24 protein-coding genes are annotated in these 25,055 nt (G+C 65.5%); 9 read left to right on the top strand and 15 right to left on the bottom strand.

Going from position 1 to position 25,055, the window contains the following annotated elements; translation table 11 throughout:
• Nucleotides 1-133: 133 nt before the first annotated feature.
• Genes RW112_RS11330 through RW112_RS11320 form a run of 3 tightly spaced genes read left to right on the top strand, consistent with a single transcriptional unit; the run spans nt 134 to nt 3,215 of the window.
• The gene (locus RW112_RS11330) at nt 134-1,345 is read left to right on the top strand and encodes a type III polyketide synthase (protein ID WP_317781850.1); all 1,212 of its coding nucleotides are present in this window, start codon (nt 134-136) and stop codon (nt 1,343-1,345) included.
• On the top strand, nt 1,345-2,082 hold the full coding sequence (locus RW112_RS11325; protein ID WP_317781849.1) for a class I SAM-dependent methyltransferase: 738 nt from the start codon (nt 1,345-1,347) through the stop codon (nt 2,080-2,082). The genes RW112_RS11330 and RW112_RS11325 overlap by 1 nt, the downstream gene beginning before the upstream one ends.
• The gene (locus RW112_RS11320) at nt 2,079-3,215 is read left to right on the top strand and encodes an NAD(P)/FAD-dependent oxidoreductase (RefSeq protein WP_317781848.1); all 1,137 of its coding nucleotides are present in this window, start codon (nt 2,079-2,081) and stop codon (nt 3,213-3,215) included. Before RW112_RS11325 ends, RW112_RS11320 begins: the two co-directional genes overlap by 4 nt.
• 47 nt (nt 3,216-3,262) lie before the next feature.
• On the opposite strand, the gene RW112_RS11315 is transcribed toward RW112_RS11320, so the two are convergent.
• On the bottom strand, nt 3,263-3,679 hold the full coding sequence (locus tag RW112_RS11315; RefSeq protein WP_317781847.1) for a nuclear transport factor 2 family protein: 417 nt from the start codon (nt 3,677-3,679) through the stop codon (nt 3,263-3,265).
• Nucleotides 3,680-3,736: 57 nt separating this feature from the next.
• Between RW112_RS11315 and RW112_RS11310 the strand changes: the two genes are divergently transcribed.
• Together RW112_RS11310 and RW112_RS11305 are read left to right on the top strand one after the other, a co-directional pair.
• Nucleotides 3,737-4,645, top strand: a complete 909-nt coding sequence (locus RW112_RS11310; RefSeq protein ID WP_317781846.1) for a hypothetical protein — start codon at nt 3,737-3,739, stop codon at nt 4,643-4,645.
• 9 nt (nt 4,646-4,654) lie between these two features.
• Complete coding sequence (locus RW112_RS11305) at nt 4,655-5,326, top strand: peptide deformylase (RefSeq protein WP_317781845.1); 672 nt, start codon at nt 4,655-4,657, stop codon at nt 5,324-5,326.
• Here the strand turns inward: RW112_RS11305 and RW112_RS11300 are convergent.
• Entirely contained in the window at nt 5,323-7,401 is a 2,079-nt protein-coding gene (locus RW112_RS11300) for a S9 family peptidase (RefSeq protein WP_317781844.1), read from the bottom strand. The two genes, RW112_RS11305 and RW112_RS11300, sit on opposite strands and share 4 nt — an antisense overlap.
• Nucleotides 7,402-7,522: 121 nt before the next feature.
• Here RW112_RS11300 and RW112_RS11295 point away from each other — a divergent pair, with 121 nt between their 5' ends.
• The 4 genes from RW112_RS11295 (at nt 7,523) to RW112_RS11280 (ending at nt 10,696) form a co-directional block, all read left to right on the top strand.
• Nucleotides 7,523-8,386, top strand: coding sequence for a methyltransferase domain-containing protein (locus RW112_RS11295; RefSeq protein WP_317781843.1), 864 nt, complete (start codon nt 7,523-7,525; stop codon nt 8,384-8,386).
• 122 nt (nt 8,387-8,508) lie between these two features.
• Nucleotides 8,509-8,970, top strand: a complete 462-nt coding sequence (locus RW112_RS11290) for an NfeD family protein (RefSeq protein ID WP_305941109.1) — start codon at nt 8,509-8,511, stop codon at nt 8,968-8,970.
• 126 nt (nt 8,971-9,096) lie between these two features.
• On the top strand, nt 9,097-10,083 hold the full coding sequence (locus RW112_RS11285) for an SPFH domain-containing protein (RefSeq protein ID WP_317781842.1): 987 nt from the start codon (nt 9,097-9,099) through the stop codon (nt 10,081-10,083).
• Between the two features lie 265 nt (nt 10,084-10,348).
• Nucleotides 10,349-10,696 (top strand): RNA polymerase-binding protein RbpA, encoded by a 348-nt coding sequence (locus RW112_RS11280; protein ID WP_011692034.1) that lies wholly within the window; start codon nt 10,349-10,351, stop codon nt 10,694-10,696.
• A 128-nt stretch (nt 10,697-10,824) separates the two neighbouring features.
• Here the strand turns inward: RW112_RS11280 and RW112_RS11275 are convergent, their stop codons facing one another.
• The 13 genes from RW112_RS11275 to RW112_RS11215 all read right to left on the bottom strand — a co-directional run bounded on the left by RW112_RS11275 (nt 10,825) and on the right by RW112_RS11215 (nt 24,973).
• Nucleotides 10,825-11,562 carry a polyprenol monophosphomannose synthase gene (locus tag RW112_RS11275; RefSeq protein WP_317781841.1) on the bottom strand — a complete coding sequence of 246 codons (738 nt, stop codon included), beginning with the start codon at nt 11,560-11,562 and terminating at the stop codon, nt 10,825-10,827.
• A 418-nt stretch (nt 11,563-11,980) separates the two neighbouring features.
• A complete protein-coding gene (locus RW112_RS11270) occupies nt 11,981-13,657 on the bottom strand; it encodes an amidohydrolase (protein WP_317781840.1) in 1,677 nt (558 codons plus the stop codon).
• Between the two features lie 61 nt (nt 13,658-13,718).
• Entirely contained in the window at nt 13,719-16,607 is a 2,889-nt protein-coding gene (locus tag RW112_RS11265; protein ID WP_317781839.1) for a DEAD/DEAH box helicase, read from the bottom strand.
• 24 nt (nt 16,608-16,631) lie between these two features.
• Entirely contained in the window at nt 16,632-17,426 is a 795-nt protein-coding gene (gene tatC / locus RW112_RS11260) for a twin-arginine translocase subunit TatC (protein ID WP_317781838.1), read from the bottom strand.
• A 48-nt stretch (nt 17,427-17,474) separates the two neighbouring features.
• Complete coding sequence (gene tatA / locus RW112_RS11255) at nt 17,475-17,768, bottom strand: Sec-independent protein translocase subunit TatA (RefSeq protein WP_317781837.1); 294 nt, start codon at nt 17,766-17,768, stop codon at nt 17,475-17,477.
• A 32-nt stretch (nt 17,769-17,800) separates the two neighbouring features.
• Nucleotides 17,801-18,178 (bottom strand): hypothetical protein, encoded by a 378-nt coding sequence (locus tag RW112_RS11250; RefSeq protein ID WP_317781836.1) that lies wholly within the window; start codon nt 18,176-18,178, stop codon nt 17,801-17,803.
• Nucleotides 18,179-18,188: 10 nt separating this feature from the next.
• Nucleotides 18,189-20,180, bottom strand: a complete 1,992-nt coding sequence (locus RW112_RS11245) for a helix-turn-helix transcriptional regulator (RefSeq protein WP_317781835.1) — start codon at nt 20,178-20,180, stop codon at nt 18,189-18,191.
• A gap of 122 nt (nt 20,181-20,302) precedes the next feature.
• Nucleotides 20,303-20,698: an FKBP-type peptidyl-prolyl cis-trans isomerase gene (locus RW112_RS11240; RefSeq protein WP_028269209.1), complete on the bottom strand. Its 396-nt coding sequence runs from the start codon at nt 20,696-20,698 to the stop codon at nt 20,303-20,305.
• A gap of 44 nt (nt 20,699-20,742) precedes the next feature.
• Nucleotides 20,743-21,672 carry an FKBP-type peptidyl-prolyl cis-trans isomerase gene (locus tag RW112_RS11235; RefSeq protein ID WP_317781834.1) on the bottom strand — a complete coding sequence of 310 codons (930 nt, stop codon included), beginning with the start codon at nt 21,670-21,672 and terminating at the stop codon, nt 20,743-20,745.
• Between the two features lie 111 nt (nt 21,673-21,783).
• Nucleotides 21,784-23,148 (bottom strand): Pup--protein ligase, encoded by a 1,365-nt coding sequence (gene pafA / locus RW112_RS11230; protein WP_305941100.1) that lies wholly within the window; start codon nt 23,146-23,148, stop codon nt 21,784-21,786.
• A gap of 1 nt (nt 23,149) precedes the next feature.
• Nucleotides 23,150-23,857 (bottom strand): proteasome subunit alpha, encoded by a 708-nt coding sequence (gene prcA / locus RW112_RS11225; protein ID WP_305941099.1) that lies wholly within the window; start codon nt 23,855-23,857, stop codon nt 23,150-23,152.
• A 1-nt stretch (nt 23,858) separates the two neighbouring features.
• A complete protein-coding gene (prcB, locus tag RW112_RS11220) occupies nt 23,859-24,683 on the bottom strand; it encodes a proteasome subunit beta (RefSeq protein WP_317781833.1) in 825 nt (274 codons plus the stop codon).
• Between the two features lie 86 nt (nt 24,684-24,769).
• Nucleotides 24,770-24,973 (bottom strand): ubiquitin-like protein Pup, encoded by a 204-nt coding sequence (locus tag RW112_RS11215; protein ID WP_317781832.1) that lies wholly within the window; start codon nt 24,971-24,973, stop codon nt 24,770-24,772.
• Nucleotides 24,974-25,055: the final 82 nt, after the last annotated feature.

Below are 25,055 nucleotides of genomic sequence, written 5' to 3'. Positions count from 1 at the left end.
AGTCAGGGGCAGCCTTCGTGGCTTTTGCCGGCACCACCTGGCTCTATCTAACCAGCTTCGGGCATCCCGGCGGCTTACCTACGCGTTGGTAGGCCACCATTGTCTTAAGGCCGAAGCTCACTGAGAATGAACCATGACGGTCTACATGAGGTCCCTGGAAACTGCTGTCCCGCCCACCGTACTCATCCAGTCTGAAGCCCGTGATGTATTTGCTGCCCAGCCGGGGCTGACCAGGCTGGGTTCCCGGCTGGTGAACACGTGTTTTGACTCCGCAGCCATCGACACCCGGTACACGGCGGTCACCGAGCTCACCAAAGACAGCCGGGCGGACAATCCGCAGTTCTTCGACCCGGACACCGGCCTTGTGCTCAGTCCCAGCACAAAGGTCCGGAACGACATTTTCGGCCGCGAGGCTACCAAGTTGTTTGTGGAATCCGCCCGGGCCGCACTGGATGCCTGCCCCGGCATCGGCCCGGCTGACGTCACCCACTTGGTGACCGTCTCCTGCACGGGCTTCTTCAACCCGGGGCCGGACTACAAAATCGTCCGCGCGCTGGGGCTGAATCCTGCCGTGCAGCGCTACCACCTCGGCTTCATGGGCTGCTACGCGGCGTTTCCGGCGTTGCGTGCCGCCAAATCCTTCTGCGAAGCAGACCCGGACGCCGTTGTCCTGGTGGTCTGCGCCGAGCTCTGCTCCCTCCACGTCCGCACGTCCAACGATCCGGACACCATCATGGGCTCGGCCCTGTTTGCGGACGGCGCCGCGGCGGCGGTCATCTCTGCCCGCGACATCCCGGACGGCACCGCCCTGTTGCGGCTGGACCACTTCGAAACCGTGCTCACACCGGTGGGCGAGGAGTCCATGGCCTGGAACATCGGCGACGAAGGCTTCGAGATGGTGCTGGGCAACTACGTTCCCCACATCATCGACGACCACATCATCGGCGCCCTGGAGCCGCTGCTTTCCCGCGATGAAACCCTGCGCGGACTCCCCTACCGGGACATCACCCACTGGGCCATCCACCCCGGCGGGCGGAGCATCCTGGATAAAGTGCAGTCCCGGCTCGAGCTCACTGACGAGCAGCTGGTTCCCGCCCGGGAAACCCTCCGCAACTTCGGCAACATGAGCAGCGCCACGGTGCTCTTTGTCCTCAAGCACATCGCCGGGCTCCCGCCGCAGGACGGCGATGAGCGCATCTGTTCCATGGCGTTCGGCCCAGGACTCACGGTGGAAACGGCGATGTTCACCAAGGTGCGTGCACCTCAGGGGGATGCTGCACCGGCGTCCCATGAAGCCTCCTCAGCGCGCCAGGAAACAGCACGGACTGAGCCGTCATTTCTCTGATGGCCGCCCACTTGACGGCCGCATTTGGATGGCTGCGCGATCGCGACGTCAATGCGGTGGAGGAGATGGATCGTCCCGGGTGTGACCCTGCCAGGCTGGACCGGACCTACGCACAATTCGCGGTGGTTAACAGGGCAGTGTCCGGCTGGCGCGGGATCTACCGGGCGCACCTCCGGCCCGTCCTTTCCGCCACAAGGGTGACAACCCTGCTGGACATCGGCTGCGGCGGCGGGGATGTGCCCGTCCTGCTGGCGGCGTGGGCGGCCCGGGACGGACTGAGGTTGGAGCTCACCGCCATTGATCCGGACCCCAGGGCCTTTGAGTTCGCCCTCCGCCGCGGGCACGTGGACGGTGTGACGTTCCGGCAGGCGTCCACAGCGGATCTGGCCGCCGAAGGGCAGCGCTACGACTTTGTCGTGTCCAATCACGTCCTCCACCACCTGGGCAGGGTCGAACTGCCGCAGTTCCTGGCAGAGTCGGCGCTGTTGTCGCTCCGCACCGTCCTTCACAACGACATCCGCCGCAGCCCAGCCGCTTATGCGTTGTTCTACGCGGCATCCTGGCCTTTTCCCCGGTCCTACATCAGGGAAGACGGACTGACGTCCATCCGGCGCAGCTACACCACCGCGGAACTCCGGGCTGCGGCTCCCCCGGGCTGGTCCGTGACGCCACGCCCGCCCTTCCGCAACCTCCTCATGCTGAACCGGGACCGACCTGAACCGGACCGCCCGCGGTGATTGACGTCGTCGTCGTGGGCGGCGGCCCGGTAGGGCTGTACCTGGCGGCCCTGCTGATGCAGTCCGGTGTGACTGTCCGCGTCCTCGAACGGCGCACGGAACCCGGCACCCACTCCCGTGCCATCGGCATCCATCCCCCGGCGCTGGAGGCACTCGACAGCGTCGGAGTGGCGGCCGGCCTGGTATCGGACGGTGTCCGGATCCGCCGCGGCGTCGCCATCGGCGGCGGCGTGGAGCTGGCCAAGATGTCCTTTGACGCCGTGTCCGCGAACTACCCGTTCGTTTTGTCGGTACCGCAGACGCGCACCGAAGCCGCCCTGGAACGGCGGGTGCACGAACTGGACGGCGCGGCGTTGGTGCGCGGAGCCACCGTGACGGGAATTCACGACGACGGCTCAGCCGTTGCGGTTGACCTCCTCACCGCAGCCGGGGAATCCCGGATGCATGCCTCCCTGGCCGTGGCCGCGGACGGGGGCCGCTCCACGGTGAGGCAATGGCTGGGCGCTCCGGCCCCGCTCAAGGTGTACCCCGACAAGTACCTCATGGGAGATTTCGCCGACAGCACGGCGTTCGGCCCGGACGCGGCACTGTTCCTGGAAGCAGCAGGGATCGTGGAGTCCTTTCCGCTGCCGGGAGCGGTGCGCCGGTGGGTTGCCAGGCTGCCCGGAGCCAGCCCTGACGCGCCCACTGCCGGTTCCCTGGCCCGGATCGTGCGGGAACGGACCGGCATACCCGTCGACGCCGGCACCAATTCGATGCTGAGCAGCTTTGGTGTCCGGTCAGGCCTGGTAAAGCGAATGATCCACGGCCGGATTTCGCTGATCGGTGACGCTGCCCACCAGATCAGTCCTATCGGCGGACAAGGCATGAACCTGGGCTGGCTGGATGCTGCCGAGCTGGCGCCGCTCATCCTCGGCCGCCTGGCGGGCACTGTGCGGGAAATCGATTTCGGGGACTTCGAGAGTCACCGGTTGAAGGCGGCCGCGAAGGCGGCCCGGCAGTCCGAAATCAACATGGCGCTGGGGCGGCCCCTGCCGCGGCCGCTGTGGAACATCCGGAACCGGCTGATCACGGGTGCCGCCGGCATGCCGGCCATCAATTCACACGTGGCCGCCCGGTTCACCATGCACTAGCGGTTTCTCCTTCACCTAATGCCCGGCCCGCATCCCCGGCACCCTGTTCATTCCATGTCTGGGTCACCGGTGAAGTAGCAGTCGTAACTGTCCTGGCTGGCGATCCGGCCTTCCCGGACCTCAAACACCGACGTGGTGCGGGCCCGGATGGTTTCGCCGGCGTCCCAGTAGCGCAGGTCCATCAGGAGCGTGGCCGACCAGTCAACTTCCAGCACCACGCGGCTGCCTTCGCAGGTGGTCCGCCGGACCTCGAACCGCTGCCGGGACACCACATGGCGGCTCTGCTCCGCCCCGGCCAGCACCTGCTCACGGGTGCGCGTGGATCCTTCCGGGGCAAGCACATGCGGCGCTTCGACCAGGGTGAAGCCCTCGGCAAGGAAGCTCTCCACGTCTGCTGCGCCGCCGCCGGCTTCAATGGCACGCACGAATCCCAGGACACAGTCGAGCGGCGTCTGTTCAGTCATGGAACGAGGGTAGCTCATCGGCCGGCCCCCGATTCAGCGGGCCCTTAGACTGCTGGCATGGACGGGGCAGCCCAAGGGAGGCGACGGCGGACAGCGGCAGCCGCCGTCGTACTTGCTGCCCTGGTGGCAGGGGCAACGGCACAGGGCTGCAATCCGGAACCGCAGGCGCCCGCGCTCAGTGCCGAACTCAACCAGTTCAGGGACAACTACGGGACAAAGATCATCCAGATCCAGCTCAGCAACACGTCCTCGGCGCCCGTCACGGTCTTCAACGCCGAGGTGTCGAGTGCCCTGTTCCCGGCAGGTACCAGGTGGGCCAATGAGCCACAGGGCACAGAGGTGCCGCCGGGCCAGACCAAGAGCCTTCCGGCCACGCTCCCGGCGCCCTCCTGCAGCATCTCCGGGACGGACGGCGAGGCGGGCACCTCCGCAGACGCGGGACCGGCCGACATCACGGTGTCCGTGCGCGCTGGTTCCACAACCAGTGAGGTGAAACTCCCCGCCGCAGACCCCTTCGGCGTCCTGGCGCGGAATCATTCTGAACTGTGCCTCGCGCAGGATGCCGGCCAGATCGCCCGGATAGACCTCGACCCGGAACTGGAGGTGGCGGCGGACGGCCGGACCGCCGTCGTACGCCTTCAGGTGACGCCGCGCGGAGTACGGGAAGGAACACCGGACGCCTTGACCATCGAAAGCATCGAGGGCACCACACTCCTGGCTGAAGTCCCGGACAGTCCGTGGCCGCGGGGTGTCAGGGTGGTTGCCGGCGGGGATCCCGAAGAATTCCGTCTCCGCATACGGCCGGCCCGATGTGATCCGCATGCCGTCGCGGAGGACAAAGTAGGCACCCTGCTGCCTGTGCACCTCATTGTCGGCGGACGCCGCGGGGCGCTCAAGGTGGCCGCCGACACTGCCCTGAAGGGGCAGATTTACGAGTTCGTCTCGGCTGCCTGCGGAGCACACTAGGCTTTTCCCATGCTTCATGTCGCGAACCCCACGCCGTTCAGCGCCGCCCGGATCCGGGAAACAGTCCAGGAGATCCTTGCCGCGGAAGTGCTTCCCCCCATCGTCCAGGCCGGCCATCCGGTACTCCGGCAGCAGGCAGCCGCGTACGACGGCCAGCTGGACAGCGCAGACCTCTCGGCACTCATTGCACTGATGCGCGAGGTGATGCATGCCGCTCCGGGCGTCGGCCTGGCGGCCCCGCAGCTGGGCATCCCGCTGCAGCTCGCGGTGCTCGAGGACCAGTACGACGTCGACGCCGAAACATCCGCCGTCCGCCGCCGGTCACCGCTGGAGTTCTTCGCGGTCATCAACCCGTCGTACACGCCCGTGGGGAGCGGCGCGGCGGAGTTTTACGAAGGCTGCCTGTCACTCCAGGGCCTGCAGGCAGTGGTGGCGCGGCACGAGTCCGTCCGCCTCGATTTCACCGACGTAGACGGGGCTGTGCGGCAGCAGGAATTCTCCGGCTGGCAGGCGCGGATCGTGCAGCATGAAACCGACCACCTGCAAGGCATTCTCTATATCGACAAGGCTGAGCTGCGCTCCCTGAGCAACAACGCAGAATACGGCCTCCGCTGGGCCCATCCGGACATCCGGCTCGCCCGGCAGGAATTGGGGTTCCTGCCGGACGTACCCGCGGACTAAGGGTTGGCCCGGGTGGGCAGGTAGCGGGCCCACCACCGCAGGAGCTCTTCGAAGCGCTGTTTGCGGTGGTGCGGGGTGCCGGACCGGGAAAGCTCATGGTTCTCCCCCGGAAACACGAGGAAGGCGGCGTCCACACCCTGCTGCTTCAGTGCCGTGAAGTACCGCTGGCCCTGTTCCACCGGGCAGCGGAGGTCTTCTTCGCTGTGGATGACCAGTGAGGGCGTGCGCACGCTGCGGACTGTTGCCATGGGGCTCTGTGCCGCCATCTGCTCTTCCGTGCTGCCGGTGTATTCGCCGCCGAAGAACCAGCCGATATCCGAGGATCCGATGAAGCTCACCGGATCAAGGAAACCGCGCTCCACAATGGCTGCCTTGAAACGGTGGTCCTGGCTGATGGTCCACGCCGTGAGGTATCCGCCGTACGAACCTCCCATGATTCCGAGCGCACCGCCGTCGAGCTCCTGGAACTTGGCCAGGGCACCGTCGAGGAAGGACAGCACATCCTGCATGTCCACGGTCCCCATTTTTTCCTTGATGGCCCGGCCGTGGGCCTGGCCGTAACCGGCAGAACCCCTGGGGTTGCACATGAGCACGGCGTAGCCGGCGGCGGCGTACACCTGGGCCTCATCGAACAGCGCCACGGTGTACTGCGCGAAGGGCCCGCCGTGGATGTTCAGCAGGACGGGGTGCGGTCCTTTCCCGGGCGGCAGTACCAGCCAGCCGTGGACCGGATAGCCGTCGGCCGAGTTGAACGTTAGCTCGCGCGGTTCGATGATCTCGGCCCGCAGGCGAAGCTCCGCCGAGAAATCCGTCAGCAGCCTCAGCTGGCCGTCCTCCAGGGCAGCGACGTCCCCCGCTGTGGATGCATCCGAGAAACTGACCACCACCGGGCCGCCGCCCGCGGAGGCGGCGCCGGTGACCACCCGGTCGCCATGGACCAGAAGCGAGTGGTTGCCCGTCGCCCCGAACTCCAGCAACTCCACCGTGCCCTGCGCGTTGTTGAGCAGCAACACCGAATCCGGGCCGCGGAGCTCCAGTCCCCCGGCGCCTCCGGCGAGGTCCATCGTTTCCACGTCGCTAAGGATGCCCGCCTCCCCGCCGTCCGCCGGCATCACGTAGAGGGCAGTGTTCCGTGCCACGAAGTCCTGGCCGGACGGGCCAAGTTCCTGGGCAAGGAAGAACAGCCACTTCCCGTCCCTGGACTGGCGTGCCGCGGCGACCGTCTGCCGGCCGCTGTTGGTTGCCTTGACGGCTTCGGGCTCTCCTCCCGAGACGCTGACACGGTATATGCCGGCCTCAAGATCGTGGTCGCTGCCCTCATGGAGGGCGGCGACGAAGTACACAAAGCGTCCGTCCGTGCTGAACGATTCACCGCTGTGGTCTGTCGCCGCGAATGTCAGTTGGCGGGCCTGCGGGAGCAGGCTGTCGGCGGCTGCGTCTTCTGCGTTCTTGGCTGAATCGGGCTCGGGGCCGTTTTTCGATAACGCGCCTTGCGCTGCCTTGCGGGCCTTCAAGGCGCGGCCCGCGGGCGCCACACGTGGTTCCTCGTCCAGCTCGGGGACGTCCACGATGTACAGCTGGACGGGCTTGTCCGCCGTGTAGCCGACGCCGTTCATCCGGTATTTATAGTCCGTAATGAGCCTTGCTTCCTCGGCGCCGGCGGACACGCCGTCCAGCGTGCCGTACCGGCCGTCGTCGGGCGTTCTGGCACCGAAGACAATGCTGTGCGAATCGGGCGACCAGGCAAAGGAGGAGACGCCGAGCCTGGCGTTGGTCAGGACCTGCGGTTCGCCGCCGGCTGCCTCCACAACGTGAAGCTGCGGTTTGCCGTCGGCGGTGACGCGGAGGAATGCCAGCACCAGCCCGTCCGGCGAGAATGCCGGCGCTGTGTCCCGGAAGCCGCGGGTCAGCCGGCGTGGCAGCTTCTCCGGGTCCAGCGGCACAGTCCATAGCTGGCCAACGTAGCTGTCGGCATCGAAATCAGGGCGGATGACCGAAACCACGGCCCTGGTGCCGTCCGGGTGGGCGGCCGGGGCGGAAACGGACTTCAGCAGCGGCAGATCTTCAGGTTTCACGCTTGTGAGCCTAACCGCTCGCGAACGGCCTGTGAAACAACTCACGTGTCCAGCTGCGGCCCGCCGGGTGCCGCCGGGATCCCGGGAGGCTGCCGCGCCGGCGGCCCCTAGGATGGGGAGCATGCTTTCCGACGCCGTCCGCTCCCTCCTGTGCCCCGTCTGCCGGAACAGCCTGACTCTGTTCGCGGCTCCTGGCGGCAGCCGGCTGACCTGCCCTGAGGGCCACAGCTTCGACGCAGCCAGGCAGGGCTACTTCAACATGCTGGTGGGCAAGGGAACTGTCTTCGAGGCCGATACCGCCGCCATGGTGGCAGCGCGCTTCGACTTTCTGTCCAAGGGGCACTACCGGCCCCTGGCCGAGGCCGTCGCGGAACTGGCCCGTCCCGCGCTGCGCGGGCCGCAGCCCACGGTGCTGGATGCCGGAACGGGAACCGGGCACTACCTGCACGCATTGCTGGCCGCTGTCCCTGCCCGTGCCATCGGTCTGGATATTTCCAAGTTCGCGCTGCGGCGCGCGGCCCGGATGAATCCCGACGCCGTTAACCTGGTCGGCGATGTCTGGCAGCCGCTTCCGGTCGCGGACGCCGCCGTCGACGTTGTCACGGTGGTTTTCGCCCCGAGGAACGCCGCGGAATTCGCCCGGGTGCTTCGTCCCGGCGGGCGGCTGATTGTGGTGACCCCGCGGCCCGGCCACCTCGCGGAAATCGCGGACCAGGCCGGCATGCTCGGCATTGAGCCGGCCAAGGAGGAACGGCTAGCGAGCAGCCTGGAGGGTCACTTCGCGGCGCACTCCAGCCGGGAACTGGACCTCGAACTGGGACTCGGACCCGACGACGTCGGCCACCTCGCGCTCATGGGGCCCGCCGGCCATCATCTGGAACCGGCAGCACTGGAAGCCCTCGTTGGCACACTGCCGCCCGTCACCAAGGTCTCGGCCAGGTTCCGAATGAGCGTTTTCGTGCCCCTGCGGCAGCCGTCCGCATAACGACTTGACTACTTTCCAAACGTGCCCAACAGTCCCCTCCTGCGCCCCATGGCTTCGGTCTAGGATGGAAGAACAGTTACTGAGGGCCTGCTTCCGCAGCTCCCGGGACGAAGGGGGTAGGCATGTTTGAGTGGCTTGGCGAGAACTGGTGGGCGCTGTGGCTCACCGTATTCCTGGCGTTCGCCGTCGTGGAGATGCTGACGCTGGACCTGTTCTTCATCATGCTCGGCGGCGGAGCGCTGGCCGGACTGCTGGCTGATTTCGCCGGCGCCGATTTCTGGCTGCAGATCGTAGTCTTCTGCGTTGTTTCCCTGCTCATGGTGGTCTTTGTTCGACCCGTTGCGCTGAAGCACCTGAAGAAGGGCCCCGCTGAACAACGCACCAACATCGACCGCCTGATCGGCGAATCCGCCCTCGTCATGGAAACCGTCAGCAGCTCCTCCGGCTTGGTCAAGATCGGCGGCGACGTCTGGAGCGCACGCTCCGAAAACGGAGTCCTGAACGCCGGGCAGAAGGTCGTTGTATCCGCCATTGAAGGTGCGACGGCGGTTGTGGCGCCGCAGCCGGAAACGGCCGTCCAGTAGTGCCGGCAGGCAAGCAGTACACGCAAACGTAGGCAGGAACAATTTTCCGGCAGCCGCCACTGGCACCGGTCACGCGGCAGAGCAGCCGCACCATGGCAAGGCACATAACTGGGGAATAGGTGATGTATGGATATCGCAGTCGCAATCGTGCTGCTGGTTCTTGTTGCGTTCGTAATAATAGTGCTGGTCCGGTCGGTGCGGATCGTCCCGCAGGCCCGCGCCGGCGTCGTCGAGCGGCTCGGCAAATACCAGCGGACCCTGCTCCCCGGCCTCACCATCCTCATTCCCTTCGTGGACAGGCTCCTGCCGCTCCTGGATCTCCGCGAGCAGGTCGTCTCGTTCCCCCCGCAGCCGGTCATCACCGAGGACAACCTCGTCGTCTCCATTGACACAGTGGTCTATTTCCAGGTCACCGACGCGCGGGCGGCCACGTACGAGATTGCGAATTACATCCAGGCGGTGGAACAGCTCACCACCACAACACTTCGAAACGTGGTTGGCGGCCTCAACCTTGAAGAGGCCCTGACTTCCCGAGACCAGATCAACGGCCAGCTGCGCGGCGTCCTGGATGAAGCGACGGGGCGCTGGGGCATCCGCGTTTCCCGTGTGGAGCTCAAGGCCATCGACCCGCCCCACTCCATCCAGGATTCGATGGAGAAGCAGATGCGGGCAGAACGCGACCGCCGCGCCGCCATCCTGACCGCCGAGGGAACTAAGCAGTCGGCCATCCTGACCGCTGAAGGCCAGCGACAGTCCTCCATCCTCAAGGCGGAGGGCGACGCCAAGGCCGCCATCCTCCGGGCTGACGGCGAAGCCCAGGCCATCCAGAAGGTCTTCGACGCGATCCACAAGGGCAACCCGGACCAGAAGCTCCTGGCGTACCAGTACCTGCAGACCCTGCCCAAGCTGGCCGAAGGTTCCTCCAATAAGCTTTGGATCATCCCCAGCGAAGTCGGCGAAGCCCTGAAAGGCATCGGCAACGCGCTCGGCGGCACCAATCCGGACCCCCGGACAGGCGGCCTTTTCGACGGCGGAACTGAGGCCGGTAACAACGCCGGCCCTGACGCCGCATCGGGCGGCACCCGGGCCGACGAGCCGCGGCTGCCGCTGTAATAACCTCGCAGGACCGGTCTCGGGAGGCATCCGCAGGTGCGGGTGCCTCCCGTGTTCCGGCCCGCGACAGGCGCCCGGCTTTACGGGCCCGGGCCGGACCCCGTATAATAGTATATTTGTCCGGCTGGTTCAGACCTGCTGGAACAATCAAGCTTGGCAGAGCGTTGTGTCTAAAGATGCAGTGCAGTGCAAACAGTAGTCCGTGGCGTGTGCTGCCCCGGCTAGCGCGGGGCCTGACTCCGCGAACCGACCAAAGGGAGAAATCATGAGCGATCGCAGCCTCCGGGGCATGCGTCTTGGCGCACAGAGCATGGAGACCGAATCCGGTGTTGAGCCGGCTCCGCGCCAGCGGGTTGAGTACCGTTGCGAGGACGGCGAGCAGGTCTTCGTTACCTTCTCCTCCGAAGCCGAGATTCCTCCGGTGTGGGTTTCGAAGACCGGCAAGGAAGCCTTGCTCGTGGACGGCGAACGCCCCATCAACAGCAACGAGAAGGCAGTGCGTACGCACTGGGACATGCTTCTGGAACGCCGTTCCCTGCCCGAGCTCGAGCAGATCCTCGAAGACCGCCTGACCATTCTGCGGGAACGCCGCGGCGAACGGCGTTCAGCTTAATACGGCTCAGCAACGTGGCGTCGTAGCCTAAAGAAAGGGCCGGGCCCGTACCCTCCGCGAGAGGCTACGGGCCCGGCCCTTTTGTTGTCCCGGACATGATGGGTGCAGCCCGGTCCTGAGGGGCCGGGCTAAGAGGCTGAGCCCCGGCGGGTGAGCTTATTCCAGCGGGCGGCGAGCCCCCACCTGGTGACGTTGATCATGGCTTCCACCACAATGTTGCCGCTCATCTTGGAGGCTCCGAGCTCGCGCTCCACAAAGGTGATGGGGCGTTCCACAATCTTCAGGCCCATCTTGGCCACCCGCCAGGCGAGGTCCACCTGGAACCCGTAGCCCACGGAGTCCACCTGGTCCAGGTTGAGCTTCTCAAGCGTCGTCCGCCGGAAGGCCCGGTAACCGCCGGTGACATCCTTGATCTTGAGTCCCAGCATCAGCCGGGCATATGTGCTGCCGATCCGGGAGATTGCCTGCCGGTACAGCGGCCAGTTGACCACGCTGCCTCCCGGCACCCAGCGTGAACCCATGGCCAGGTCGGCGCCCTCTTCCACGGCGTCCAGAAGCTGCTGCAGCTGCTCAGGCTGGTGTGAACCGTCCGCGTCCATTTCCACAAGGATGTCGTACCCGGCTTCGAGGCCCCATTTGAAGCCGGCTATGTAGGCGGCGCCCAGTCCGGCCTTGCCTTGGCGGTGCAGTACGTGAACCTGGCTGTCTTCGGCAGCGATGCGGTCCGCCAGCTGTCCGGTGCCGTCCGGGCTGTTGTCGTCCACCACCAGCACATCGGAAGCCGGAACGGCCGCACGCAAGCGCGCGAGTGTCTTGGGCAACGATTCCAGCTCGTTGTAGGTGGGGATGATGGTGAGGACACGCACAGCGAGGCCCTTTCCTTGATGGGAGCGGTCACGCGCCAGGAAGCACAACAGAAGTGCCGGGCTTAAGGCGCAAGTCACCATTATAGGGAGTTTGCGCTGCCCAGGCGCGTTAGGGGGCAGGCCGCGGGCAGGTCCACATGCCTCGGGCCAGTTCCAGCCGGATGCGGCCTGCCTCGGCGGAACTGTTTTCTGCTGCACAGTGGACCTGCCCCTGGACTGCCACGGCGTGGCCCGTCGTCAGGTCCGAACGGGGCATCCTGCCGGCGGGTCGCGTGGCCAGACGGAACCGCGCGATGGTGGAACCGTCCGTTGCGACTCAATGCTACGGACGGCCCGCACCGTGTCAACCCGGCTTTGACGTGCGGGTTTAGTCATAGCCGCAGGTCAGGACCATACGGCGCGCCGGGAGCTTTCCGGTCTATGACCGCAGGGAACCGTTTGTGAACAACTCTTTCCCGTCGCGTACTGTCTGCAGACACACGGGGTCGCTTCCGGTGTCCAGCGCCGGGAGCAAAGGTGTACGCGCCCGGGGGTCCGTACTCCAGGACTGCACGCGGCCGTCCGCCACCTGCACCATGAGTTCCTCCACTTCCCAGACCGCGAAGCTTGCCGGGGCGCCCGGAACCAGTTGGCCGGCCATTGGATTGCGGTACCTGGCGGCGCGCCAGCCGGCCCTGGTGTGGCCGAGGAAAGCTGCCCGCGCCGAAATTCGCTGGTCCGGGTTGCTGTGCTCAAGGCAGGCCCGGACGCTGGCCCAGGGGTTGAGCGGAGTCACAGGGCTGTCGCTGCCGAAGCAGATGGGAACTCCTGCAGCGTAGAAGGAGGCGAAGGCGTTCATTCCGCGCTCCCGGATACCCAGCCGTTCCTGGTAGAGGCGCCCCGCCCCGCCCCACTCAGCGTCGAAGCCCGGCTGCACACTGACGGTGACCGAATATTTTGCCAGCCGGTCGATGGCCGCGGCATCGGCCAATTCCACATGCTCAAACCGGTGGCCGGCAGCCCTGACCCGCTGCTCCCCCACTTCCGCCGCTGCACGGTCCAGGGCGTCCAGCGCCGCGTCGAGTCCGGCGTCGCCGATCACGTGGAACCCGGCCTGTATGCCGAGCAGCGAACACGCAGCCACATGGGCGGCAGCTTCGTCAACGGTAAGGTACAGGCTGCCGCGCTCCCCCGGAGCATCGCTGTAGTCGTCTCTCAGTGCAGCAGTCCGGGAGCCGATGGATCCGTCGATGTTCAGGTCCCCGGCGAGGCCGCGGACGCTGGCCCCAAGTCCGTCGAGAATGGTGCGGGCATCGGCCTCGGACGCCGCGAGCTGTCCCCAGTACGGAAGGACTTCAGGCACGGCGTCCCGGAAGGCACCTTGGCTGTTCCACCCCGCTGCGATCCGCAGGTCGGCTGTGCTGCCGATGTGCGGCGCAGCCATTTCCGCCACGGCCACGTACCCGTTGGCGGCGGCTTCCGCGAGGGCGCGTGATTGATACCCCCGCAGTATTTCGTCGGGCAATTGCCGCGCGGCGAGCCTGGCTGACGTGTGGGCATGGCGCTTTACCTGGCTGCCGGACGAAAAGCCGTCCAGGCCGGCCAGGCCCGCTGCCTCGGCAAAGGAGGATGACACCAGTGCGGAATGGGCGTCCACCCGCGAGAGATACACGTGCCGGCCGCCCGCCGCCCGCTCCAGCTCCTCACGGCTTGGCAGGGCTTGGTCGGCCCAGCCGCTTTCGTCCCAGCCGTGGCCCAGGACAGTGCCATTCCCACCGCTTGGAAGGCCTGCAACTGATGCAGCCACGGCGTCCAGGATGTCGGCGGCTGAGCGCATGCCGCCGAGCTGCAGGGAATCGAGGGCAATGCCTGTTTCAGTCAGGTGAACATGTGAATCCACGAAACCGGGAGCCAGCAGGGCGCCCTGGAGGTCGATGATGTCCATGGACGAATCGGCTATTGACGTGGCGGCCTGCTCCGAACCGACCCAGGCCACAGTGTCCCCGTCCACGAGCATGGCGGTGGCAAAGGGGTCGGCTGCGGTGTAGACGGAACCGTTGCGGTACAGCGTTACTTTATGGTCTTTGGCCGGCAGGTCCGCCCGTGCGTCAGTCATAGTGTGTGTTGCTCCTCAGCAGCCTTGAAGTGAGTAGGTATGTGCAGGCGGGACCGGCGGGTCAGACCACCGTGGAGTATGCCACCACGCCGCGTCTGACCAGGATGATGGCCTCCGAGCAGAGGCGTGAAAGCCTCGGGTCCAGGCCCGGGATCTTGGCCAGCTGGTCCAGCAAGTCAATGACCTGTTTGACCCACCGGACAAAGTCGCCTGCTGCCAGGTCTGTGCCGCTGAGCACTTCCTGAAGGTGCCTGCCCTTGGCCCATTTGAAGATCGGCCAGACGAGCCCCAGTTCGGGCTCGCCGGTGAGGGGAAGCCGGTTCGCTTCCTCGGCATCCTCCAGCACGGACCACTCCCGGACCACGATGTCCACGGCGGTCTCCAGCGACACGCTGGGCATCCTGGGCCGCAGGCCCCGCTCCTCCCGTTTTGCCTGGAAAACCAACACACTAGCGAGGGCTGCCACTTCAGTGGCATCGAGGTCGCTGAACGCTCCTTGCCGCAGCGACTGGGATATGAGGAGGTCCTTCTCACCGTAGATACGGCGCAGCTTCTGTCCGTCGGCGTTGATCGTGACCCTCCCGGAATCGGAGGTTTCCAGGTACCCGTAGCTGGAGAGCAGATCGCAGACCCGGTCGAACGTTTTGGCGATGGTATTGGTGCGGCTTTGGATTTCGCGAACCAGCCCGTCAGTTTCGCGGCGGAGCTTCCACCAGCGCTCGGACCAGCGCGCGTGGTCCTCCCGTTCGCTGCAGCCGTGGCAGGGATGGGACCGCAGCGCCAGCCGCAGGTCGGCAATCCTCTTCTCCTGGTCCGGCAAGGCGGCGGCGCGGCCGAAATCAGTGTTCCGGGTATTCCCGGGCGCGGGCGGCCGGTTTTCCCGGAGTGCGTTGCGGACCGACGATGCCAGGTCCTTGCGCGATTTGGGGACCTTCGCGTTGAACGACTTCGGTATGCGGACCCGGGTCACGGGCGTGATGGGCCCCTCGAGGTCCTGAATGCCGAGCCTTCGCAACTGGTTGTCCAGGGTCAGGACAGCCGGCCGCGGCTCGCGGGAGGTGTGGTCGGAGCCCAGCACCACAGCGAAGCCGGGCGCCCTGCCCGTCGGCACGTCCACCACATCGCCGGGCAGCAACCTGCTCAACGAATCCTCCGTGATGGATTTGCGGGCCTTCGAGGTGCTGCGGGAAGCGGCGTTCTCGGCGTCGGACAGTTCTCGCCGCAGCCGTGAGTACTCGGTGAAGTCACCCAGATGGCACGTCATGGATTTCTGGAAGCCGGCCAGGGACTCTTCCCTGCTCCGGACCTGCTTTGCCAGGCCGACCACCGAACGGTCCGCCTGGAACTGGGCAAAAGAGGATTCCAGGATTTCACGGGCGCGGGGCCTGCCGAACTGCGCCAGGAGGTTAATGCTCATGTTGTAGGTGGGGCGGAAGCTCGAGTTCAGCGGGTAGGTCCGGCGCGATGCCAGGCCGGCGACCGCCGTCGGGTCGGTTCCGGGCTGCCACAGCACCACCGCGTGGCCTTCGACGTCGATGCCGCGGCGCCCTGCGCGGCCGGTGAGCTGCGTGTATTCCCCGGCGGTGATGCCAACGTGGGCTTCACCGTTGAACTTGTCCAGCTTTTCCAGTACCACCGAACGTGCTGGCATGTTGACGCCCAGCGCGAGGGTTTCGGTGGCGAACACCGCCTTGACCAGGCCCTCGACGAACAGCTTCTCCACGACCTCCTTGAAGGTGGGCAGCATGCCGGCGTGATGCGCCGCGAGGCCCCGCAGGAGGCCGTCACGCCAACTCCAGAACCCGAGCACGTCGAGATCATCCGACGGAATGTCCTGCGCCGCTTCATCAACACGGCTGGCAATAACGCGCTGTTCACGCTCGGTGGTCAGCCACAACCCGGCTGAGACGCACTGCGCCACGGCGGCGTCGCAGCCGGCACGGGAGAAGATGAACGTGATGGAGGGAAGCAGATCCTGCCGGTCCAGGCTGGCGATGACCTGGGGACGACTGGCCTTGCGGACGGCACTCTGCTGCGCCTGGGAGCGGTTGTCGCCGCGCTGGTTCTGCTGGCGGCGCTGGCTGCGTCCGCCATGGCCGAAGCGGGCCCGTGAATTCATCTGGCTCTCGGTGCGGGCCATCGCCAGCAGGTCCGGGTTCACTTCAAACCCCCGTTCGAGGGAGACGTTGGCCGTCATTGCCGTGGCGGCTGGATCCGACTCCCCTTCAGGGGCGATCTCGTCGAACGTTGTTTCGCCGGCGAAGAGGTCCACGATTTCACGTCCCACCATGACGTGCTGCCAGAGCGGCACCGGACGGTGCTCGGAGACGATGACGTCAGTGTGCCCGCGGACGGTATCCAGCCACGCCCCGAATTCCTCGGCGTTAGAGACCGTTGCGCTCAGCGATGCCACCTGGACTTCGCTCGGCAGGTGGATGATGACCTCTTCCCAGACGGCGCCGCGGAACCGGTCGGCGAGGTAATGCACCTCGTCCATGACCACGAAGCCGAGGTCATCCAGCGTGTCCGAATCCGCATAGAGCATATTGCGGAGGACTTCGGTGGTCATGACGACAACCGGGGCGTCGCCGTTAATGCTCGTGTCCCCTGTGAGGAGGCCGACGTTTTCCGGGCCGTATTTGTCGGCCAGCTCAGCATACTTCTGGTTGCTCAGCGCCTTGATCGGGGTGGTGTAAAAGGCTTTGAGGCCGCGCTGGAGTGCCAGATAGATGGCGAACTCGCCCACGATTGTTTTGCCTGCGCCGGTAGGTGCCGCCACCAGGACGCCCCTGCCCTGCTGAAGGGACTTGCACGCTTGGCGCTGGAAATCGTCGAGTTCGAAATCCAGCGTCCGCACGAATTTACCCAAATATGTATTGGCTTCGGCGGTCCGCTCGGCACTGGCCCGATAGAGTTCCGACGGCGACTGTGGCCCGGTTGTGGAGGACATACTTCCAGCCTAGTGGGCGCGGGACTAGAGTTTCCCCAGTTCCGTGCCGGGCGTTGCGACGTCGGCCGTCGCCTCAGTTTCTGCGGCGATCTTCGCGGCCTTCCGGTCCCGGCGCCGGTCATTGAAGATACAGAGCCCGATTGCGGCGAAAAACAGCGCAAGGAGCGGACCCGCGAGCAGGAACATGGAGAGGGCATCCGCGCCCGGAGCGGCAACGGCAGCAAGCACAAACACCAGGAAGACCGTGATGCGCCAAGCCTTCAGGATGGTCTCGCCCCGGATGATTCCGGCCATGTTGACGCCCACCAGGACCACGGGAACCAGGAACGCGAGGCCGAGGAACAACACCATGCGCGTGACGAAATCCACATAGTCGCGCGCATCGATGAGGTTGGAGAATCCCGCAGGCGTGAACTGGGTCAGCGCGCGCACCACCTGCGGCGTCACCATCCATCCGACCCACACGCCGGCAAGGAACAGCGGCACCGCCGCGGCCATGTAGCCGAGGGTGTAGTGCCGCTCTTTCTTGGTAAGACCGGGGGTGATGAAGGCCCACAGCTGGTAGATCCAGATGGGACTCGAGATGACAGCGCCGATCAGCAGGGAGAGCTGGAGTTTGAAGTCGAACGGAGACGCAATGCTGGAGAAATTCACGGAGGACGTGCCGCCCGTGGTCTCGGCAATCCGGTCAACCGGCTCCTTGAGGGCGCTCAATACGGGATCGTAAAGGATCCACCCGCCGATGCCGCCGATGACAAGGCCAATGGCGGACTTAACGAGCCGGTTCTTGAGCTCCTTAAGATGATCCATCAGGGCCATCCGACCCTCAGGGTTGGATTTACGGCCCTTCGTCAGTGCCACTTCAGGTCAAACGCGGTTCGACGGCGGAACGTCCGTGCCGTCTGCACTGCCGGTGCTGCCCGTGGCGTCACCGTTCTGCGGCCGGGACTGCGGGTGGTTGACGATCTTTCCCTCGACCGGGTCGCCGTCCTTGGCCTCGGGCTTGCCGTCGTTCTTCATTTCCTTGACCTCGGACTTGATGATCCGCATTGACTGGCCGAGACTGCGGGCCATGGCCGGAAGCTTGGGCGCGGCAAACAGCAGCAGAGCCACGATGATAATAATGACGATGGGCCAAGGGCCATCAAAGAGTCGTCCCACTGGAAGTCCTTTCCTCGAAATACATCCTACGTCTAACTGAATTCGATGTCGCGCAGCGCCTGTGGCTGGCCACGGTCCGCTTTACGCTGAACGCGCCGCTGGCGGCGCTCTTCCCTGCGGGAGGATTTGGACGCCACGTAATCATGTCTCATCTGCATCGGCGAGGCAAAAACTGCAGAGCCGGGCGTTGCCCGGTGCCCGTTGTCAGGTTCACCGTCCGGGGCCGGCCCCAGTCCGGGGGCGGGGTCGGTGATATTGGCCAGGGGCGCCCCGAAGCGTTCGCCGGCAGCGCCCAGGTCCCTGACCGTGGCCATGAACTGCCTGAACAGCCTGATTCCCAACAACACATAGAAGAGCAGGGAGACGGCTACGAGCGCTATCCAGATCAGGATCCAAGACCACCAAGGCATGCTGAGTAGTCTAGCCGCCGTAACGGGCCAGGGCCGCGCGGATCCAATCCCCCGCGGCGTCAGCCAGGTTGGCGGGCGCGAGAATCCGGACGGCGCCGCCGTGCTGGGCAACAAACATGGGCAGCCATCCCGTGCTCCCGAACCTGATGTCGGCAATCAGCCCGCCGTTCGGAAGCGGCGCGGTCCGTTCGGCGTAGTAGTCATCGGCGAGGCCGATGCCCTGGGGCGCCAGTTCCACGGTGACCACGGTGTCGTCGTCGTTCGGGGTGAACAGCTTGACCGGGAATCCTTCGGCGGGTCTGGCCGCTTCGGTGACGCGCCGTCCGTTCGGTTCCAGTGCCTCAATCCGGTCCAGCCGGAAGTTCCTTAGGCCGTGTGCGCTGTGGCAGTAGGCCTCGAAGTACCAGGTGTTGTCCAGCGAGTAGAGCCGCAGTGGATCGACCTCCCGTTCGGACATGGAGTCGCGCTGCGCGGAAAAGTACGTGAGGTGCAGCTGCCGGCCGCCCGTGATGGCGTCCCGGATGGTGGCCAGATGGGCGGAATTCGCCGGGCCCACCTGGGGCCCCGCAATGGATGCCGCCTTCAGGCCCTCCTCCCCCGCTGCCGCCATCAGTTTCACGGTGACGGACTCCAGCGCACTCCCCTCGGCGAGCTCCGGCAGGCCGTTGAGGGTCTCCAGGCCCGTCAGGAGGGCGCAGGCCTCGTCCACGGTGAAGCGGACCGGACGATTGAGGTCAAGGTCCTGGGTGATGTAAACGTGGTCATCTTCCCACTGGATGTCCAGGAGGTCATCCGGGTATCCCTCGGGCAGGCCGGAGCAGATCAGGATCCGCAGATCGTCTTCCAGTTCCTTCCGGGTCACGCCGAAACTGGAAGCAACCTCGCTGATATGCAGGCCCTGGTTGTGGACCAGGAACGGCACCAGCTGAAGCATCCGCCTGAGCTGGTCCTCGGACGTCCGCTTGCGCGGGCGCTTGGCCGGAACGGTGTCCGGAAAATCTACGGCGGGAACGGGCAACGCCGCAAAGTCCGCGGCGGCCTGCAGCCTCCTCCGGACAGCGGATGCCAGTTCCGCCGGCGCAGCCACCACCACGTTCGGGCCGTAGGACGCGAGTTCTTCGCCCAGCACCTCAACATCCCTGAAGGGAACATGGAGCCGCTCCCAACCGGCGTCGGGCGTGCCGGTGGCGGCGTCAGGCGCGCCGGCTTCCTGTGCCCGCTTGCGCAGGCCGAGCAGCCTTCCCGCCGCCACGTCAACGGTCGCGGACTGCACAGGCAGCTCGGGAAGCGAGTCCAGTTCCTTCCGCACATTGAATGCCTCCGGCGGGGAGTAGCGATCCTTCTCTTCGACGGCCACGGCGGACGTGAAGCGGGACAGCCGGAAGAAGCGCTTTGCGCCGCGGGCCCGGTCGAAGCCCACCAGGTACCACTGCCCGAAGCGGCTTCCCAGTCCCCAGGGCTCAACGGTCCGGAGTTCTTCGCGGCCGGTGCTCCCGGCAAGGTACGTGAAGCTCACCGGGTGCTGGGTGTGCATTGCCGTGACCAGGTCTTCAAAGGCCTGCCCGGCGGGTTTGATCCGGGGCTGGACGCCGGCCGGCAGTTCGGCCTCAGCGAGCCCGCCGGCCGCCTGCAGCTTGCGCATGGCATCTTGTGCTGCCGAGCCGAGCGCGGCCTGCTCCCAGAGCTGGGCAGCAAGGATGAGGACAGTGCACTCGGCGGAGGTCAGGTCGACGTCGGGGAGCCGGTTGGACTCCTTGCCGATCCGGTAGCGCGCTGTGGCAGGATCATCGGAGCCCCACCCCTGGTCCATGACCGTCTCGACCTCGAAGCCGAACTGGCGGAGGTCACTCTTGTCCCGCTCGAACATACGGCCGAACGTGGATTCGCTGCTGCTCGTGTCGTGGTAGACCTTTTCGCGAAGTTCACCGCGCCGCAGGCCGTAGCGGGTGTTGAGAAGCGCGATGAGCAGGTTCAGGAGGCGTTCTGTACGTGAGGCGGACACCTTGGCTACGTTACTAAAGCCGGTGGGGCTTAACGCCGTAAGCGCGGCAACAACCGGAAATTTCCTTCCGATTGTTACCGCGCTCCCTACGGCAGGCCGGCCGGTGCCGGGCCGTTTTCCGCTTAGCGGACTCCGACGAGGTCCACCACGAAGATCAATGCTTCGTTGGGGCCGATCGCTCCGCCGGCACCGCGGGAGCCGTAAGCGAGTTCGGAGGGGATCTCCAGGCGGCGGCGGCCGCCGACCTTCATGCCCAGCAGTCCCTGGTCCCAGCCCTGGATGACCTGGCCCACTCCGACGCGGAAGTCCAGCGGAGCGCCACGGCCCCAGGAAGCATCGAATTCCTCGCCGGTGGACCAGGCGACCCCGACGTAGTGGGTGGAGACGGTGTCGCCCGGCTTGGCCTCGGCGCCGTCACCTTCGATGAGGTCGGTGATCACGAGCTCAGTGGGAACGTCGCCCTCGGGGAAGTCAATTTCCGGCTTCTGGCGGTCGAAGTTGCGTTGTCCAAATGACATGGTTGCTCCTTTGTAGTGTGGGTTGGCTTCTAGCTCGGGATGGCTTACTTGACGCCGAGGATATCGACGACGAACACCAGATCGCCCTTGGCCTCGCCCTGTCCGGCATCGCCGTAGGCAAGGTCCTTCGGGATGACCAGGAGTACGCGGGAGCCGACGGTCTTGCCGGCAAGGCCCTGGGTCCAGCCTTTGATGACGCCGGTCAGCGGGAAGCTGGCCTTTTCGCCGCGGTCGAAGCTGGAGTCGAACTTTGTGCCACCGTTGAGGGTGACTCCGACGTAGTTGACAGTCAGGGTGTCGGATTCCTTGACGGCGGGGCCGGTGCCCTTGATGAGGTCCTGCGACACAAGCTCAGTGGGGGCCTTGACGCCGTCAACGGAGATCTCCGGGATTCCCTTGTCGTTTTCCTTGACGGTGGGAAGGCCGGCGGGCGGCGTCACAGTCTCACCCTCCGGCTTGTCCAGCACCTTCGGGGCGTCCTTGGCGGACAGGACCTTGACGACGAGCAGCTGCGTGGGGCTGGCCTCGGCGCCCTCCTGGGCCGCCTGGCCGGGCACGGCAAGGGCAAGCTGCGAGCCGATCTTTGCACCTACGAACGCGTTGTAGATGACGGCGTTGCCGGTCTTGAGGTCATCGTTCAGCTCCAGCGGCTCGGGGTCCTTGGCGAAGGTGTCTTCGAGGGTGGAGCCGTCCTTGCCGCTGAGGGCGAGGATGGAGATGTCAGCGATCTGGTTGGCCTTAAGGCGCTCCCCGTTGCCCTCGGTGACCACCTTGACGGTGGGCTCCGTGACATCCAGGGGCTTGTCGAATTCGACTCCGGGTGCCTTCTTGTCCCCGTTGTCCGTAAGCTTCAGGGAGTCGAGCTTGGCGGTCTCGCCAGCAGACTGGCTGGTGGGCTCCGGGGCTGCAGGCGATCCGCCGCAGGCGGTGATCAGCAGCAGTCCGGGAATGAGAATTGCTAGTAGTCGGCGCACGTAAGAACTTTCGTCGGGGCAAGATGGATGCGTGCCGCGAATGGAGCGCACGGCAACGCAGTCGGTGACCGGTTAAACGGCCCCATCCAGAATAGCCCCTGAAGCTGGGTATCAGCCCATAGAGTCCAGGAGGGCATCCACGCGCTCGTCCACGCTGCGGAACGGATCCTTGCACAGGATCGTCTGGTGGGCGCGGTCATTCAGCTTCAGGTGCACCCAGTCAACCGTGTAGTCGCGGCCCAGCTCCTGGGCGCGGCGGACAAAGTCGCCGCGGAGCTTTGCCCGGGTTGTCTGCGGCGGGGCATCCACAGCGTCCTTGACCGCGGTGTCGTCCACCACGCGGCGGACGGCTCCCCGGGCCTGCAGCAGGTAGTACAGCCCGCGTGTCCGCGAAATGTCATGGTACGTGAGGTCCAGCTGGGCGATCCTCGGCGCGTCCAGCCCGAGCCCGTGCCGGTTCCGGTAACTGTCCATGAGTTTCTTCTTGATGGCCCAGTCGATCTCGGTGTCGATCGTGCTGGTGTCTCCGCTCTCGATGGCCGTGAGCGTCCGTTCCCAAAGGTCCAGGATCACGGGCACGTGCCGGTTGTGGGCGCCGTTCTCAGCGACAAAAGCCGTGACTTTGTTCAGATACTCCCGCTGGATTTCCAGGGCGGTCAGCTGCCGGCCGTTGGCAAGGCGGATGAGTGCCCGTCCACTCAGGTCATGCGAGATTTCGCGGATGCTGCGGATCGGGTTCTCCATCCGCATGTCCCGCATGATCACACCAGCCTCGATCATCCGAAGGATCAGGTCCACGGTGCCCACCTTCATCAGGGCAGTGGTTTCGGACATGTTGGAGTCGCCCACGATCACGTGGAGGCGGCGGTAGAACTCCGCGTCAGCATGGGGTTCGTCCCGGGTGTTGATGATGGGACGGGACCTGGTGGTGGCGGAGGAAACGCCTTCCCAGATGTGGTCCGCGCGCTGGGAAAAGGCGAAGGTGGCGCCATGCGGGGTCTTCAGGATCTTGCCCGCCCCGGCGATAAGCTGGCGTGTCACCAGGAACGGAATGAGGATCTCAGCGAGCCTCGAGAATTCCCCGCGGCGGGGAATGAGGTAGTTCTCGTGGCTTCCGTAGGAATTGCCGGCGGAGTCGGTGTTGTTCTTGAAAAGGTAGACCGTTCCGTTGAATCCTTCGGCGGCAAGCCTCTCCTGCGCCTCATCCACGAGGTCGTCCAGGATCAGTTCGCCCGCGCGGTCGTGGGCGATCAGCTGTCCCAGGTCGTCGCACTCGGCTGTCGCGTACTCGGGGTGGGAGCCCACATCGAGGTACAGCCGGGAACCGTTGGTCAGGAACACATTGGAGGAACGTCCCCAGCTGACCACTTTGCGGAACAGGTAGCGCGCCACCTCCTCCGGTGCGAGCGGGCGGGAGTCCGGGCTCGAGTAAGAGATGCCGAATTCGGTTTCGATGCCGAAGATGCGCTTGTCCATTTCAGTTCTCCTCAGACAGCAGGGCGGCGATTTCGTCGTCGCCGAGGCGCCGGAAAGCCCGCCGGGATCCGCGGGCGCTTTCCGAACCGCGGTCCAGGACCGCCACCTCCAGGGCTGATGCGGGCAGTTCGCCGGCTTCCTTGTCGGTGACCAGCCCCTTCATGGCGAGCCTGATTGCACCGGCGAAGTTCAGTTCCCGCTGCCACCCGCCTTCCACTGTCTCGGCGACCTTGTCCGCCTGGCCGCCCATGACAATGAAACGTTTTTCGTCGGCAATCGAGCCGTCGAACGTCAGCCGGTAAAGGTGATCGTCCGAGGGGCTTTCCCCGACCTCGGCCACGGCCAGCTCCACTTCGAAGGGTTTCTGCTCGGCGGTGAACACAGCACCAAGGCTTTGTGCATAGACGCTGGCCAGTCCCCTGGCCGTCACGTCCTCACGGTCGTAGGAGTAGCCGCGGACATCGGCGTAGCGGACTCCCGCCTGGCGGAGGCTTTCGAACTCGTTGTATTTGCCGACGGCGGCGAAGGCGATCTTGTCGTAGATCTCGCCGATCTTATGCAACGACGGCGACGGATTTTCCGCGACGAGGGCGATGCCCTCCTCGCAGCTGATGACGACGACGGAGCGGCCGCGGGCAATACCCTTCCGTGCGAAGTCCGCACGGTCCTTCATCAGCTGTTCGGGCGACACATAAAACTGTTGAGTCATATCAGGCCTCCCGCCGAGCCGTTGTCCGGGCCTCGATGATGGCGCCGGCGACGGCGGCCAGATCATGCTCGGGTATTCGCCGGGCACCTGTCCGGCCCACGGTGTAGACAACCGGCCACAGCTGCCGGACGGGGTCCGGTCCGCCGGTTGCCGAGTCGTCATCCGCGGCATCGTAGAGCGCTTCAACGGCCACCGCTACGGCTTCCTCTTCGGTAAGTCCCGGCCGCCAGAGTTTTTTGAGGGCTCCGCGGGCAAACATGGAGCCGGAACCCACCGCGTGATGCTCCTGTTCCTCGTACCGCCCGCCGGTGACGTCATAGGAAAAAAGGCGGCCCACGCCCACAGGCAGGTCGAACCCGGCAAAGAGAGGCACCACCGCCAGTCCCTGCATGGCCATGGGCAGGTTTCCGCGGATCATGGCGCCGAGCCGGTTGGCTTTGCCTTCCAGGCTCAGCAACGTTCCTTCGATCTTTTCGTAGTGTTCCAGCTCCACCTGGAACAGCCGCGTGAGGTCGATGGCGATGCCGGCTGTGCCCGCAATTCCCAGCACGGAATACCGGTCGGCCGGGAAGACCTTTTCAATGTGCCGGCTCGCAATGACGTTCCCCATCGTGGCGCGGCGGTCGCCGGCCATCAGGACACCACCGCCATACGTCATCGAGACGATGGTGGTGGCATGCGGCACCTGCAGCGGCTGTGAACCTGCTACGGCGGTCGCCGGCACGGCCTGGTTGAAGGGCAGTAAGCCGGGCCTGTTGCGTTGGAGGTGTTCAGTGAATGATGACGTGGCGTTCGCAGCTACCTGGTTGGCTGTGGTGTCCTGCACTGATGCACTCCTTCAACGTGGTGGATCAACGTCTTTTCGGCCGTCCGGGCTGCCGTCCCTCCATTCAGGCGGTGGCAGCCTGGGCCCTATTGGCCGCCTTTTTGGACGAAGGCCCGGACGAATTCCTCGGCGTTCGATTCAAGGACGCCGTCGATTTCGTCCAGAAGATCGTCCACACCCTGGGTGGCTGCCGATGCCTGGGCATCACCGGATGCGGGCGGCGTTGCGGGGGCGTCGTCGTCGAATTCGTCTTCGCGTGACTGCGGCTTCTGCTGCTCCTGGCCTGCCATTTCCTTCTCCTTCTATCCGCCCCTGATGAGAGGGGACATCCTGTAAGCCCATATTGCCACGCCTTAAGCCGTGGTGGGGTGC

Origin of the sequence: Arthrobacter sp. B10-11 (genome assembly GCF_033142195.1) — a bacterium.
Taxonomy (GTDB): Bacteria; Actinomycetota; Actinomycetes; order Actinomycetales; family Micrococcaceae; genus Arthrobacter; species Arthrobacter oryzae_C.
This window is presented reverse-complemented; position numbering and strand designations above follow the sequence as displayed.

Coding starts and splice junctions, on each gene's coding strand:
- RW112_RS11250 (WP_317781836.1), bottom strand. CDS start 18,178: ATGCCTTGGTGGTCTTGGATCCTGATCTGGATAGCGCTCGTAGCCGTC.
- RW112_RS11215 (WP_317781832.1), bottom strand. CDS start 24,973: ATGGCAGGCCAGGAGCAGCAGAAGCCGCAGTCACGCGAAGACGAATTC.
- RW112_RS11285 (WP_317781842.1), top strand. CDS start 9,097: ATGGATATCGCAGTCGCAATCGTGCTGCTGGTTCTTGTTGCGTTCGTA.
- RW112_RS11280 (WP_011692034.1), top strand. CDS start 10,349: ATGAGCGATCGCAGCCTCCGGGGCATGCGTCTTGGCGCACAGAGCATG.
- prcA (WP_305941099.1), bottom strand. CDS start 23,857: ATGACTCAACAGTTTTATGTGTCGCCCGAACAGCTGATGAAGGACCGT.
- pafA (WP_305941100.1), bottom strand. CDS start 23,148: ATGGACAAGCGCATCTTCGGCATCGAAACCGAATTCGGCATCTCTTAC.
- RW112_RS11240 (WP_028269209.1), bottom strand. CDS start 20,698: ATGTCATTTGGACAACGCAACTTCGACCGCCAGAAGCCGGAAATTGAC.
- RW112_RS11290 (WP_305941109.1), top strand. CDS start 8,509: ATGTTTGAGTGGCTTGGCGAGAACTGGTGGGCGCTGTGGCTCACCGTA.
- RW112_RS11310 (WP_317781846.1), top strand. CDS start 3,737: ATGGACGGGGCAGCCCAAGGGAGGCGACGGCGGACAGCGGCAGCCGCC.
- RW112_RS11315 (WP_317781847.1), bottom strand. CDS start 3,679: ATGACTGAACAGACGCCGCTCGACTGTGTCCTGGGATTCGTGCGTGCC.
- RW112_RS11330 (WP_317781850.1), top strand. CDS start 134: ATGACGGTCTACATGAGGTCCCTGGAAACTGCTGTCCCGCCCACCGTA.
- RW112_RS11325 (WP_317781849.1), top strand. CDS start 1,345: ATGGCCGCCCACTTGACGGCCGCATTTGGATGGCTGCGCGATCGCGAC.
- RW112_RS11270 (WP_317781840.1), bottom strand. CDS start 13,657: ATGACTGACGCACGGGCGGACCTGCCGGCCAAAGACCATAAAGTAACG.
- RW112_RS11305 (WP_317781845.1), top strand. CDS start 4,655: ATGCTTCATGTCGCGAACCCCACGCCGTTCAGCGCCGCCCGGATCCGG.
- tatC (WP_317781838.1), bottom strand. CDS start 17,426: ATGGCCCTGATGGATCATCTTAAGGAGCTCAAGAACCGGCTCGTTAAG.
- RW112_RS11295 (WP_317781843.1), top strand. CDS start 7,523: ATGCTTTCCGACGCCGTCCGCTCCCTCCTGTGCCCCGTCTGCCGGAAC.
- RW112_RS11265 (WP_317781839.1), bottom strand. CDS start 16,607: ATGTCCTCCACAACCGGGCCACAGTCGCCGTCGGAACTCTATCGGGCC.